The sequence below is a fragment of the Haladaptatus sp. W1 genome (assembly GCF_001723155.1).
In the GTDB taxonomy this organism is placed as follows: domain Archaea; phylum Halobacteriota; class Halobacteria; order Halobacteriales; family Haladaptataceae; genus Haladaptatus; species Haladaptatus paucihalophilus.
This window is the reverse complement of sequence record NZ_MEIH01000057.1, coordinates 1-13,522: the sequence shown is the minus strand read 5'-3', so window position 1 is coordinate 13,522 and position 13,522 is coordinate 1. Positions and strand designations below refer to the sequence as shown.

Annotated in this window: 11 protein-coding genes; 6 read left to right on the top strand and 5 right to left on the bottom strand. The window is 58.5% G+C overall.

The genetic code is table 11. From position 1 onward, the window contains the following. A partial coding sequence (locus BG842_RS03040; RefSeq protein ID WP_139136003.1) for an aldehyde dehydrogenase occupies positions 1-665 on the top strand: 665 nt, incomplete at its 5' end. Positions 666-693: 28 nt separating this feature from the next. On the opposite strand, the gene gfo6 is transcribed toward BG842_RS03040, so the two are convergent. Then, on the bottom strand, positions 694-1,779 hold the full coding sequence (gene gfo6, locus BG842_RS03035) for a D-xylose 1-dehydrogenase Gfo6 (RefSeq protein WP_069449631.1): 1,086 nt from the start codon (positions 1,777-1,779) through the stop codon (positions 694-696). A 100-nt stretch (positions 1,780-1,879) separates the two neighbouring features. Here gfo6 and BG842_RS03030 point away from each other — a divergent pair, with 100 nt between their 5' ends. Further along, positions 1,880-3,067 carry a threonine synthase gene (locus BG842_RS03030; protein WP_069449628.1) on the top strand — a complete coding sequence of 396 codons (1,188 nt, stop codon included), beginning with the start codon at positions 1,880-1,882 and terminating at the stop codon, positions 3,065-3,067. 84 nt (positions 3,068-3,151) lie between these two features. Here BG842_RS03030 and BG842_RS03025 read toward each other — a convergent pair whose 3' ends face one another. After that, on the bottom strand, positions 3,152-6,226 hold the full coding sequence (locus BG842_RS03025) for an FAD-binding and (Fe-S)-binding domain-containing protein (protein ID WP_069449627.1): 3,075 nt from the start codon (positions 6,224-6,226) through the stop codon (positions 3,152-3,154). Between the two features lie 345 nt (positions 6,227-6,571). Between BG842_RS03025 and BG842_RS32925 the strand changes: the two genes are divergently transcribed. From BG842_RS32925 to BG842_RS03010, 3 genes are all read left to right on the top strand, one after another. Then, positions 6,572-7,099, top strand: a complete 528-nt coding sequence (locus BG842_RS32925; RefSeq protein WP_069449626.1) for a zinc-binding dehydrogenase — start codon at positions 6,572-6,574, stop codon at positions 7,097-7,099. A gap of 167 nt (positions 7,100-7,266) precedes the next feature. Then, entirely contained in the window at positions 7,267-8,139 is an 873-nt protein-coding gene (locus tag BG842_RS03015; RefSeq protein WP_069449630.1) for an NmrA family NAD(P)-binding protein, read from the top strand. A gap of 188 nt (positions 8,140-8,327) precedes the next feature. After that, positions 8,328-9,323 (top strand): phosphate uptake regulator PhoU, encoded by a 996-nt coding sequence (locus tag BG842_RS03010; protein WP_069449625.1) that lies wholly within the window; start codon positions 8,328-8,330, stop codon positions 9,321-9,323. A gap of 52 nt (positions 9,324-9,375) precedes the next feature. Here BG842_RS03010 and BG842_RS03005 read toward each other — a convergent pair whose 3' ends face one another. Together BG842_RS03005 and BG842_RS03000 are read right to left on the bottom strand one after the other, a co-directional pair. After that, entirely contained in the window at positions 9,376-9,804 is a 429-nt protein-coding gene (locus BG842_RS03005) for a heme-binding protein (protein WP_069449624.1), read from the bottom strand. A 200-nt stretch (positions 9,805-10,004) separates the two neighbouring features. Then, a complete protein-coding gene (locus tag BG842_RS03000; protein ID WP_069449623.1) occupies positions 10,005-11,171 on the bottom strand; it encodes a glutathione-independent formaldehyde dehydrogenase in 1,167 nt (388 codons plus the stop codon). Between the two features lie 302 nt (positions 11,172-11,473). Between BG842_RS03000 and glyA the strand changes: the two genes are divergently transcribed. Beyond that, positions 11,474-12,718, top strand: a complete 1,245-nt coding sequence (gene glyA / locus BG842_RS02995) for a serine hydroxymethyltransferase (protein ID WP_069449622.1) — start codon at positions 11,474-11,476, stop codon at positions 12,716-12,718. Positions 12,719-12,772: 54 nt separating this feature from the next. Here glyA and BG842_RS02990 read toward each other — a convergent pair. Continuing rightward, positions 12,773-13,522, bottom strand: a 750-nt coding sequence (locus tag BG842_RS02990; RefSeq protein ID WP_175424066.1) for a BCCT family transporter, incomplete at its 5' end; no start/stop codon positions are given.

The window sequence follows — 13,522 nt, the reverse complement described above, 5'->3', positions numbered from 1 at the left end:
CCGATATCGAGCAGGCAGCGACGCAAATCGTTGGCGGCGCCTGTTCGAATGCGGGGCAGGTGTGCAACAGCGTCGAACGCGTCCTCGTCCACGACACCATCGAAGCGGATCTCATCGACGCATTGGTCACCGCCGCCGAATCGCTGACTGTCGGCGACCCCTTTGACGAGGAAACCGACATCGCCTCGATGGTCGACGACGACCAGTTCGAAACGGTAGTCGAGTTGTTCGAGGCGACCGTCGAGCAAGGTGCAACCGTAGAGTGTGGTGGTTCCTACGGGGACGACCTTGGAGAGCGCGTTTTCGAACCCACCGTTCTCTCCGATGTTACGCCGGAGATGCCTGCCGCTACTGAAGAGACGTTTGGGCCGCTCGTTCCGGTTATCTCTGTCGGGGATTTCGACGAAGCGATCGAAGAGGCCAACAATACGAACTATGGACTCGAGGCGGGTCTGTTCACGCAAGACATCGACCGTTCGAAGCGCGCCGCTGACGAAATCGACGCGGGGGGTGTCAACATCAACACCGTCTCCGGATTCCGTGCTGATCATATGCCGTACGGTGGATTCAAGGACTCTGGCGTGGGAAAAGAAGGCATCAAGTACGCCGTCAAGCACTTTTCGCGTCAAAAACTCGTTGGCTTCCATCAGGGCTTCAACGCCTAAGACGACTTGCATAGCCGGACGGCGACGACTATTCGATGGAAACCCACGTCCGCTCGGCTTCCGACTCGTATACAGCCTCCATCGCCCTCATGTCGACGAGGGCGTGTTTACCGTCGGGGTGGATCGATGCGTTGCCACGCACGCGATCGGCAAAGTAGTCGAATTCCTCGAGCATTTGATCAATCTTTGTGAGTTCGATGGACGACCGGCCGTCACCCCGAGAAATGTGGAGTTGACGCACCTGATCCTGAAAGAACGCAGGTTCGATTCGAACCTGTCCCTCAGTCCCAGTAACGGTGATACCGCTGGACTGGCGGGCGTTATGACTGGCATAGCAGGACGCGAAGACTTCGTCGGGGAATTCCAGCGTGAACGACACCGTCTCATCCACATCGTCGAAAGCGGTGTGAGTGCTCGCGGTTCTCCCCGTGACGGCCACTGGGTCGTCGTCCAAGAGGAAGCGAGCTGTGTTTAGCGGATAGATACCGATGTCGAAGAGCGCACCGCCACCGGCGAGTTCCTCGTCGAGTCGCCATTGCCCGGTGTCGGGATTCACACGGTCCAGTAACCGCTGGGACATATCCCCGCGAACCTCCATCGGTTTTCCAATGAAACCATCCGCAACGAGTTCTCGTGCACGTCGGACCGCTGGTTCCGTGTGCATCCGATAGGCGACCATTAGCTCGACGTCGGCCGCTTCACATGTCTCGATGAGGGACCGTGCACGGTCACTGCTGCGTTCTATTGGTTTCTCACAGAGAACGTCCTTTCCGAAGGATGCCGCGGTAGTCGCATATTCGAGATGGAGGGCGTTCGGCGTGCAGATATAGACTGCATCGTATCGGGTACGGGATTTACCGTCGTGAAATTCCTCGTAGCTTATCCCATCGACTTCCCCGCTCGTATCCGCCGCGATACGTTCAGCCTTTTCAGCGGTACTGCTAACCAATACTGTCGGTTCGCAACGACTGCTTTTTTCTAGCGCGGGCAGAGCGCGCCCCTTGGTAAACCAGCCGAGTCCGATTACAGCGAACCGAACCGGTTCGACGTCATCGGCGTCGACTGACTCCCAATTACGGGCACAGCCATTACTGATCGCTGTTTCGAGGTTCATGCATACAGTCATTGGACGCAGTCTATTAAAACCTCAGCGGCGGAAATCATCATCAACCCGTACCTTTTTTATCTAGCACGATAGATCAAACTTCGTTACCGTGACCCGAACTAACAGCCTCGTTAGCCACTTTGAGTGTTACGACTGTAACCAAACATACGACTTGGAACACACCGAATTCCCCTGCCCTGAGTGCGGGGGTATCCTCGACCCGAAGTACGACTACGACGACATCAACGTCTCACGTGCGGAGGTCGAATCCCGAAATGGGTCGATGTGGAAGTACCGGGAACTGCTCCCGATTCTCGATACGGACGACATCGTATCGATGGGGGAAGGAAACACCCCGATCGTCGACTGCCCCGAACTCGCAGAGGAGATGGGTGTCGCCCGCGTGGCGATTAAAGACGAGGGACAGAATCCGACGAACACGTTCAAAGACCGTGGAGCCTCGGCATCCATCTCTGGAGCGTCTCAGCAGGCCATCGAGGAGGTGGCAATTCCATCGGCCGGAAACGCCGGGCAGGCCGCATCGGCCTACTCCGCTCGGGCCGGAATGGATTGCCACGTCGTGCTTAACTACCAATCGAACGATATTCAAAAGACGATGGTGGAGGCCCATGGGGCGGACCTCCATCTAGTCGACGGAAAACTCGACAAGGCGGGCGGGACGTTCGGGCAACTGAGAGATGAACACGGTTGGTACACCGTCGCGACATTCCAGACGCCTTTCAGACACGAGGGGAAGAAGACGATGGGACTCGAAATCTTCGAGCAGTTCGACTGGGACGGTCCCGACGAGATATTCTATCCCACCGGTGGGGGCGTCGGTTTGATCGGCATCTGGAAGGCCTATCAGGAACTGTCACGACTGGGCTGGCTCGAAGATGAGACCCCTCCGAGCCTGCACGTTGCCCAGTCGAGTGGCTGTGCCCCCGTCGTCGAAGCCATAGAGAACGGTCGTGAAGAGCACGACGCTTGGGAATCTCCCGAATCTATCGGTCGAGGCATCGAGGTTCCCGATCCGGGTGCCTCGCCGTGGATGCTCGAAGCGGTGTACAAAACCGGTGGGACCGGTGTGGCCGTCTCCGATAGCGAAGCACTCGAGGGAGCTTTGGCTGGGGCACGGCATGCGGGCGTAGAGATGTGTGTCGAACCCGGTGCCGCCCTCGCCGCGGCCATGCAGATGGCGGAAGAAGGACGATTCGACGAAGACGATGAAATTCTCATCATCAACACCGGGGCCGGAAACAAGGCGGCCGACGCCCTCGGATACGCCATCGAATGACCGGTCGAGAGGGGTTCTCAGGGTAGGATCCTTCGAACGCTGGGCGACCTCCGAGCGAAAATCTGGACCGAACCGCGCGTATACTCACTCTGTGAGAGCAGCCACGAGTGCCTGAATCGGCGTCGGGGGTCCCTGTTCGTCGTCGTGTATCCGGTCATGACCCTGCATATCCGTATCCAGGTCTCCGAGTTGCGTCCGACAGGACGCCCCCGGTGCGACGACGACATCCCCGGGACTGTCCGTAAGCTGATTTTTGAGAATCCCACCGATAGCTAGGCTCATGCCGTGGTGCTCGGCCTCGTATCCGAACGTCCCTGCCATGCCGCAGCAGGTAGAGTCGATGGGAGTAACGGGGTATCCCGCGCGTCGGAGGACACCAACCGCGTGATGGTCTTTCTTCGTCGCTTTCTGATGGCAGTGACCGTGGTACGCGAGCTCGATCGACGGCGCTTCGAAGTCGATGGATTCGTCCAACCCGAATACGTCGAGATACTCACAGACGCCATATGTATTTTCCGCGAGGGATTCGACCGCCGTCCCCGAGAGTAAGTCGAGGTAGTCCGACTGGAACATCACGGCATCCGAGGGTTCGACGAGAACGATATCCCACCCATCCTCTACACGTGGGACGAGTGCCGCCACGTTTTCGGCTGCCGTCCGGCGCGACTTATCGAGAAATCCCTTCGAATGAGCAGGTCGACCACTATCGGTTCGATCCGCGATATCGACGTGAACATTCGCAGCCTCGAGTATCCGTACCGTGGCCCGTCCAACGCCGGGATGGCTGTAATTCGTGTACGTGTCGGGAAAGAGGACCACTCGTCGCTCGGCGTCGGTCCGAGGAACCTGTGATCCTCCCCGTTCACGAAACCACTGTTGAAGAGTCTCCCGCTCAAACGTCGGTAGCGTTCGCTCACGGGCAATTCCGAAGAAGCGTTCCATGAGCTGTCGAGCGCCGGGGAGCTTCGGAAGGATGTTCGAGACCGGCGCGGTTAGACTCCCGAAGCGAGCGAGGTTGTCGACGTTGGCGAACATCCTATCACGAATCTTGGCACCGTCACGCTGGTGACGTGCATGAGTAACTTCAGCTTTGAGTTTCGCCATATCGACGCCGCTCGGACAGTCCCTTACACAGCCCTTACACCCGATACAGAGATCCAAAACCTCCGTGGCGAATTCCTCATCGGTTGGATCGTCGGGAAGGTCACCACTCATAGCCTGTCGGAGCATGTTTGCTCGTCCACGTGTGCTCGTAATTTCCTCGTCCGCCGCGCGGTACGTGGGGCACATGACGCCACCGGTCGTCTCCTGCCCGCCGCGACAGCCGCCACAGCCGTGGCAGAGTTCGACCATTCCTTGAAAGCCGTTCTCGTTCTCCCAGTTGAGACTCGGTTCGACCCCGTGGTCGAAATCGTATGTGCCGTCGAATCGAAGATTCTCGGCCATGTCGACGTCGCCACAGACTTGCCCTGGATTGAGGAGCCAATCGGGGTCGAAAGCCGACTTCAGCTCGCGGAACGTCCCCCAGAGTGATTCGCCGTAGAGCTTCCGATTCCACTGGGTGCGGGCGCGACCGTCGCCGTGTTCACCGGAGACTGCTCCATCAAACTCCACGACGAGGTCTGTCACGGCATCCGAAATAGCGACCATCGCCTCACGGTCGCCTGCAGACTTCGTGTCGATTAGCGGTCGAATGTGTAACACACCAGGCCCGGCGTGGCCATAGAAGGAGGCAAACGTGTCCCACTCCTCGAGGATATCCTGAAACTGGTCGATGAACTCCGGTAGGTGCTCAGCCGGAATGGCGCAGTCTTCAATGAAACTGATGTGTTTGGCGTTCGAAGTACGAGAGAGCAGGATCGGATTTGCTGCCTTTCGCATCTTCCAAAACGTCGCTCGTTGGTCGGCGTCGTGAGCCTCTAATGCGCTTCGAGCATATCGTTCTTCGCGTGTCGTTTCCGCTTTACCATCCCCAGCGGTTCGAGTGTTTCCGGCCTCGCTTCGAACGCGGTCCTCGATGAGGGATTGGGTTTTTTCACGACCGTCCTGCTCATTCTTCGCATAAAACTCAACGAGCAGGGCGGCAGTGGTTCCCGACGGCAAAAGCGATACTACCTCCGCGAATTCCGGGGTTTCTCCCGCCAGCTCGAGGAGCATATCGTCGATGAGTTCGACCGCCGCAGGGTCGTGCGCAAGCACGTGGTTAACGTCGGAGACGGCATCGTGTAGTCGGTCGTAGGTCAGTAGGGCGATCGCTTTGGTCTCCGGGACTCGTTCGAGCGAGACCGTTGCTTCCGTGACGACCGCCAACGTACCCTCGCTCCCTGCCAGTAGTCGTCCAAGGTTTACCGTTCCGGTTTGAGCCTCTTCGAGCAACAGGTCGAGATTGTATCCCGAAACGTTGCGCTTGAGAGAGGGATAACGTGTTTCGATCTCCTTAGCTTGTTCATCAATAACTGTGAGAACACACGCGTAGATCTGTGAGAGTAGATCGTCGGAATCGTGGTCGGCCCGTTCCCGCAGTTCCGAAACGTCTATCTCGCCGAACGTCGCGATAGTCCCGTCCGCCAGTACGACCTCACAGGATTCGATATACGCGTCCGTTTTTCCGTACTTCAGGGAATGTGAACCGGTCGAGTTGTTCCCGATAGCGCCACCAACCGCGCTTCGGTCCCCAGAGGCCGGGTCCGGAGCGAATTTCAAGTTTTCGGGGGCGAGTTGTCGATTGAGGTCTTCGAGTACTGTCCCCGCCTGTACGTGCGCCAACCGAGAATCAGGGTCGACCTCAAGTACCGAGTCCATGTGTCGTGTGAAGTCCAAGACGATGGCCTCGTTGACCGCTTGTCCCGCGAGACTCGTTCCACCACCGCGAGGGAGAACGGGAATTTCCCGGTCGGCACAGTAACGCATCACCGCGGATACGTCCTCGGTATTTCGTGGAAAGACGACGCCAATCGGCGTCACTTCGTAGGCGGATGCATCTGTCGCGTACAATTGTCGGGTATAGATGTCGAATCGAACTTCGCCCGCGATTCTCTGCCGAAGGTCGTCGACCAGATTCGGCCGTTCGACATCGCTGGCGACGAAATCATAGTCGGCTCGGCCGTCGAAAGCGGACGCTCCACTGTCCTTCTCTCCCCCTCGTTCATTCAGTGCCATCGGTTGTTAATCATTATAGTATACTCCACCTTTGATTTTCGGGTCCCTGTGCGATTCGAGGTGTGACTAGACGCGTAAACAATCTGTTCGTTGAACCGAGAATCGTTATTCGTTGAGTGGGATAGCGTGAGGCTTGGACGATGCTCCCTCGACCAAGTTTTGGGTGACCATCGATGAGGGATGTCCCGTTATCTCCTTTTCTCCACGGTGGTCCACTTGGCAAAGTCAAGGATGGTTGGTCGGTGGTCCAAATAATCTAGTCTGGGTCGGTGCCCTCGTATTATCTCCTTGCTGTACTGTCCGTATTTCGCCGTGGTTTCGGGAGATGACTCTGGGGAACTTTAATTGATTGTAACCTCTCCGAGAGGTGGATTCGATCTGGTCGCCGTCAATGAGTACTGTGAAGACATTCATACGAACGTTGGGCGACTTCTTTTATGTGTTCTATTAAGATTTTTCCCGTCCCGAATCTATTATCTGGTAGCGCTAGCTCTATCAATTTCTATTATTATCATATATGGGGGTTATCTGTCTGGTTTTGAGTTGGGGGAGTCGATTCTGCGTACGTTTTCGCTGAAGCTACCCGGTCCACTCACCGAGGAGGTAACGGCGCTGATCGACGAACACAGGTCCGATGGTTCGTATTCCATCCTCGGTTGGAAACCGGAGCAGCTACGCACCCTCTCCCGACTCATCGATACGGGAATCGTGGATGTTCGCGTCGGCCACGTGTTCTCGCTGGACGCGGTGAGGGTGGCACACAAACTGAGCCAGTCACGTCACGCGAAGGGGAGATCGTCCTCGAACTGTAACGCTGAAAACTCATCGAAGCACTTCCTTCGAGATTTATATGAAACGATAGTGGTGCAATAATGTAGACTTTTATATGGTTGGGACAGTCCGATTGTCACGAGGACGCGCGAAAGAGCTTCGATCTTTCGCGATGACGAGATACCCCGGCGTCTCAAACCATTTTATTCGAGGTGGTTCGCCGTAATTACCTTTGGCGTTCGTATCATCGATATCGATATTCTATGCCGATGAACGAAAAGACCGGCGAACACCGTGTTCTCGTCACTGGAGCGACCGGAACCGTCGGTCGCTCGCTCGTCGCACAGCTCTCGAACAATCCCGTAACGGTTCGCGTCGCAACGAGGGCGCCGTCAAAGGCACGCGAACGGCTCGGCAACGGACCGGAGTACGTCGAGTTCGACCTACATCGTCCTGAGACGTGGGGTGCCGTCCTCGAAGACGTCGACCGGATGTTCCTTCTCATTCCGCCGACTGTCGGCGTCGCGTCGGTTCGACGATTTGCTGATGCCGCCGGACGCGTCGGAGTCGATCATGTAACTTATCTCTCCATTCTCGGTGCGGAGAAACTGCCGATACTCCCCCATCGTCGCGTTGAGAAGCATTTGGCGGGGACCGATATGACGTGGACGTTCCTTCGAGCCTCCTACTTCATGCAAAACTTGAGCGGGATTCATCGGCCGGAAATCGTCGAACGCGACGAGATATTTATCCCGGCAGGAAACGGCGTAGTGAGTTTCGTCGACGCACGGGACGTCGCAGCGGTAGCGGCGACGGTGTTGACCGCCCCCGGCCACGGGAACCGGACGTACGACCTCACCGGTCCCGAGGCGGTGGACTTCGCCGCGGTCGCCGACGCGTTTAGCGACGTCCTCGACCGACGAGTGACGTACGCACGACCCTCGCGTCTCGCCTTCGCCCGGCACATGTATCGGAGGGGCGTTCCCACACCGATGGTCGCGTTTATGACGGTGGAATACTCCATTATCCGCCTCAGCCTGTCGGGGCGGACGACGAACGATGTCGCGGCCGTGCTCGGCCGACCGCCACGAACGGTTCGACAGTTCGTCGCGGACCACGTCGACGAATTTCGGCCGGAATGAACACGTCGTCCCCGATTCGTCCCAAGGATTACTCCGTGAAGAGTCGCAACAGAGATGGCCGAGATACGACGGAAAGCCAAATAGAAGATATCTCAAAATATCGTATCCAATATAGCCATATGACTATATATTTGAATGGAATATATATTTTGAGAAGTTTTTATAGTCTTCATTGAGAGTGTAGGGATATGGAGACACGGAAAGTGCAGATCACAGGCGGGTCGACGTACACCGTTTCCCTTCCAAAGGGATGGGCGACGGAAAACGAGGTATCGGAAGGCAGTGCACTCGGCATCTACCCGGACGAGTACACACTCATCCTCACGCCGAATCACCGCAACGAAGCGCTTGAAGGCCAACTCGACGGTACCGGTTGCAGCGGTGACGAACTCGTTCGCTCCGTGATCGCCATGTACGTAAGCGGGTTCGACGTCATCACGGTCGAAACGAGCCGTATCACGGGCGACGACCGACGCGCCATCCGCACGGCTACGCGGACGCTCGCCGGTTTCGAGGTGATCAAAGAGGGGGACAGAACGTTCGTCGTGCAAGTTCTCTTCGACTCCTCCCAGTTTTCGCTCACCAACGCGGTCGAGCGGATGCACGTCATCGCCCGCGAAATGTTGAAAGATGCCATACGCGCACTCACTGAGCGCGACGACGCGCTCGCGCGGGACGTTATCGACCGCGACGACGACGTCGATAGACTGTGGTTCGTCGTCTCACGGCTGTTCCGAAAGACGCTCCGAACGCCCGCTGCGGTCGAGGAACTCGACATCCCACGAGAGGTCTGTTTCGACCTCTTTACCGGCGCTCGCCAACTTGAGCGCATCGCCGACCACGCGGCGAAGATCGGTCAGGTCTCCGTCGAACTCGATTCTATCCCTGAACCCGTATCGACATCGGTCGTGGAACTCCACGAAGAGGCGGAACGCATCATCGAGACCGCCACGGAGGCCCTCCTCGCCGACGACCGTGAAAACGCTGTTCGACTGGCGAACGAGGCTCGCCACGCGGTTTCGGAAGTTGACCGGCACGGCCGCGCTATCGATGACCACCTCCGCGACCTCGGTCCACACCAAGCCCAGCAACTCCGACTGAGCATCGACTCCCTGTCGCGGTGTGCCGACTACGGTGGCAACATAGCCGAGGCGGCACTGCAAAAGGCCGCCCCGCGGCCGTAGCTCACGGTATAAAATAGTACAATTTCTGTTCCGACGTCTCGGCGGTTGCCCGTCAGTTATTCCGGTTCCACTCCTCGACGCCCGCCTCGGCTACTTCGCGGTCCTGCTCGACCGCGCCGCCGGAAACGCCGAACGCACCGACGACCTCCCCGTCACGTTCGAGGGGATAGCCGCCGCCGAAGACGACGATTCGGTTGTCGTCTGTCGTCTGGAGCCCGTAAAGCGAGTTCCCCGGTTCCGACGCTTCGGCCAGTTTGTGCGTCGGCATCTCCAGGGCGGCGGCCGTGTAGGCCTTATTCCGTGAGATGTTCACCGACGCGAGCCACGCGTCGTCCATCCGATGTTGGGCGACGAGGTTTCCTTCGTCGTTCGCAACCGTGATTACCATCGGATTCTCTATTTCGTTCGCTTTCTGTTCTGCGGCTTCGATGAGCGTCTTGGCTTCGGAAAGTGAAATCGATTCCATCGGGAATAATTCCATGGAGGAAGGGAATAACGATTCACCAGGGTATAGAAACACCATTAAATGAGGTTACGCAAATCAGGTTTTCGGGGAAAATGTAATCAATATCAGTTACACCGCGTCGTCGAGCGGGACGGGGAGAAACGCGGTTGGAGAACGCGATTGTGCGGGAAAACGGTCGAATGAAAAGTGATGTGACGACGGAACCGAACGCCGGTTCAGGGTTCGAGCAATACTTTCGTGAACCCTTCCTCGCGGTCGTCGAATCGGTCGTACATCTCGGGAGCTTCTTCCAACCCGACGCGGTGCGAGACCACGAAGCTGGGGTCGGCACGGCCGGAAATGATGAGGTCGCGGAGTTCCCGGTTGTACTCCTTGACGTTACATTGGCCTGTGCCGAGGCGCTGGCCCTTCTCGAAGAGCTTTCCGAAGTCGATACCGAGACGGCCCTGTGCCGCCATCTCGTCCGGTGCGCCGGGGTCCTCCGGGACGTACAACCCGATGATTCCGAGCTTACCGGTGGGACGGACAGTCCTGATTAGTTGGTTGAGAACGACCGCGGGGTTCTCCCGTGCCGGATCGTACGCATCGTCGGCCTGTTTGTCCGGGTCGACCGCCTGATAGCCGACCGCATCGACGCCTTTGTCCACTTCGCCACCATGTTCGTCGATTATCTGTTCGACAGGGTTGCCCTCTTCGAAGTTGATGGGCGTCGCATCGCAGTGCTCTTCGGCGAGGTCGAGGCGGCTCTCCACACGGTCGACGACGTAGATTTCGGATGCACCTTTGATTTTGGCGCTGTAGGCGGCCATCAGCCCGACCGGGCCACCGCCGAAGATGGCGACCGACTCGCCGGGTTGAAGGTTCGCCAGTTCCGTTCCGTGCCATCCCGTCGGGAAGATGTCCGCGAGCAACGCGAAGGCGTCCTCGTGTTCGTCGCCGTCGGGGAGTTTCAGCGCGTTGAAATCCGCGAACGGTACGCGCATGCGGTCCGCCTGCCCGCCCTTGTACGGACCCATGCCGACGTATCCGTATGCGCCACCCGCCGGTACACTCCCGGTGTCGTTCACGGTCTGGCAAAAGCCCGTGTACCCGTTCTCGCAGTTCTCGCAGAACCCACACGCGACGTTGAACGGAATCGAAACGCGGTCGCCGACCGAGAGGGATTCGACGCCCTCTCCGACCTCGTCGACGATGCCCATCGGTTCGTGTCCGAAGACGAGGCCGGAGTCGGCCGCCGTCCGCCCCTCGTACATGTGGAGGTCAGAACCGCAGATACAGGTCGTCGTGACGTCGATGATGACGTCGTTGGGGTTCTCTATCTCCGGTTCCTCGACTTCCTCCACGGCAACCTCGTGTTCGCCCTTGTAAACTACGGCGTCCATTGACATTTGGTATACAACCTCGCGTTATTCACGAACGCAAAGCCACATATAATCGCGTCTGTGGACAGTAACATGTTTAAAAGAAACTTGGAAATAATTCGGCCGGAATCCGTCTTCGAGACAATCGTTTCGTTCTGTGTCACCGGCGGGTGACGAGGTGATGAAGACGGGTGTGGAACGTTGTGGAACGTGAATGTCCACAGCAGAGACGGAAGGATCCATTCGTCTCGCCGACCTTCAAAAACATCCGGCGTGAGACACCCGAAAAACTACGCCGGCCAGCGTATGTAATCTGTTCACACATGTCGGAGCAACTCGAAGGGAGAAATTCGACGGTCGAAGCGGCAATCGAAAACGAGCGTGACAGACAGGAATCGACGCTGGGGATGATCGCCTCGGAGAATCACGTCTCCGAGGCGGTGATGAACGCACAGGGAAGCGTCTTCACGAACAAATACGCGGAAGGCTATCCCGGCGGCCGGTACTACGGCGGTTGTGAGCACGCGAACACCGTCGAAGAGTTGGCGGTCGAACGCGCCAAACGGCTCTGGGGTGCCGAGCACGTCAACGTGCAACCCCACTCCGGGACGCAGGCGAACATGGGCGTTTACTTCGCAATGTTGGACCCCGGCGACCGAATCCTGTCCCTCTCGCTGAGTCACGGCGGCCACCTCTCGCACGGCCACTCGGTGAACTTCTCCGGGCAGTTGTACGAGGTCGAACAGTACGAAGTCGACCCCGAAACCGGCTATATAGATTACGAGGAGTTCGCTGCCCACGCACGGGAATTCGACCCCGACCTCATCGTCAGCGGTTCGTCGGCGTATCCGCGGGAGTTCGACTTCGAACGGTTCGCCGCCGTCGCCGAGGAGGTGGACGCCTACCATCTCGCGGACATCGCCCACATCACGGGATTGGTCGCGGCGGGCGAGCACGCGAACCCGATTCCGCACGCCGATTTCGTCACCGGGTCGACGCACAAGACGATTCGTGCGGGACGGGGCGGCATCATTATGTGCGACGAGGAGCACGCCGATGCCGTCGATTCGGCGGTCTTCCCGGGCGCACAGGGCGGTCCGCTCATGCACAACATCGCGGGCAAAGCAGCCGGATTCGGCGAGGCGCTCGACCCCGAGTTCGGAGAGTACGCGACGCGGGTCGTCGAGAACGCCAAAACGCTGGCGTCGGTGCTTCGAGAGCGTGGATTCTCGCTCGTCTCCGGCGGGACGGATAAACATCTCGTCCTCGTTGACCTTCGTGACTCACACCCGGACCTCACCGGAAAGGAGGCCGAAACCGCACTCGACCGCGTCGGCATCGTCGTCAACAAGAACACCGTTCCCGGAGAGAGTCGATCGCCAATGGTGACGAGCGGCATCCGAATCGGCACGCCCGCCGTTACCACTCGCGGGTTCGACGAGGAGGCGATGCGAACCGTCGCAGAAACGATTGCGGACGTGTTGGATGCGCCCGACGACGAGGACGTCCTCGAACGGGCGCGCGGAGACGTTAACCGTCTCTGTCAGGAGTTCCCGATTTACGAGTGAAAGAACGAGGTCGGGAAAACGGAATTTTTCTGTTCTGCTCGAAGGGGATGAACGTCAGTCGTCCTCGTCACTCTCGGCAGGACGGACGGACGCCGCACCACTCGTCCCGCCGCCACTGCTACTCCGACCGCCGAGTAGCGTATCGTCGTCCCGGATGGACGCCCCCTCCTGAACGAGGACGCGTCCTTTGAAACTGCTGAACTCCTTTATCATACCGTACACGCCGATGAGACCGATGATGGCGACCGGTCCGCCGGTGATGATGGCCGCCTGTTGGAGCGCGTTCGTGCCGCCGATGACGATGAGGACGGCGGCGACGAGTCCCTGAAGGACGCCCCAGATGAGGCGGTTGAGTTCCGAGGGACTCTCCTTCCCGCCGGTGGTCAGCATCGCGATGCCGAGCGTCGAGGAGTCGGCCGACGTGACAAAGAACGTGATGACCAACAGGAAGAACAGGCCTGCCATCAGAGCACCCGCTGGAAGCGCTCCGAACAACGGATAGCCGGAGACGGCTTCGTTTCCACCGTAGTTCGCGAGGACGCCCAGGATGTCCGCTTGACCGAGTTGCTGCATCCGCATCGACATCCCGCCGATGACGAGGAACCACGGAACCGTCGCCAGCGTCGTTGCGATGACGCCGACGAACGTTACTTCCCGGATGGTCCGACCGTACGAAATCTTCGCGAGGAAGATGCCCGAGAAGGGAGCCCACGAAAACCACCACGCCCAGTAGAAGACGGTCCACCCACCGACGAACGCCGAATCGGTCGTCGCGCCGGTGAACAGGCTCATCTTGATGAACTG

What these genes read in the sequence shown, in the direction of transcription:
- BG842_RS03025 (WP_069449627.1), bottom strand. Translation starts at nt 6,226, where the DNA reads ATGGCACTGAATGAACGAGGGGGAGAGAAGGACAGTGGAGCGTCCGCT.
- BG842_RS03015 (WP_069449630.1), top strand. Translation starts at nt 7,267, where the DNA reads ATGAACGAAAAGACCGGCGAACACCGTGTTCTCGTCACTGGAGCGACC.
- BG842_RS03010 (WP_069449625.1), top strand. Translation starts at nt 8,328, where the DNA reads ATGGAGACACGGAAAGTGCAGATCACAGGCGGGTCGACGTACACCGTT.
- BG842_RS03000 (WP_069449623.1), bottom strand. Translation starts at nt 11,171, where the DNA reads ATGGACGCCGTAGTTTACAAGGGCGAACACGAGGTTGCCGTGGAGGAA.
- glyA (WP_069449622.1), top strand. Translation starts at nt 11,474, where the DNA reads ATGTCGGAGCAACTCGAAGGGAGAAATTCGACGGTCGAAGCGGCAATC.
- BG842_RS03005 (WP_069449624.1), bottom strand. Translation starts at nt 9,804, where the DNA reads ATGGAATTATTCCCGATGGAATCGATTTCACTTTCCGAAGCCAAGACG.
- gfo6 (WP_069449631.1), bottom strand. Translation starts at nt 1,779, where the DNA reads ATGAACCTCGAAACAGCGATCAGTAATGGCTGTGCCCGTAATTGGGAG.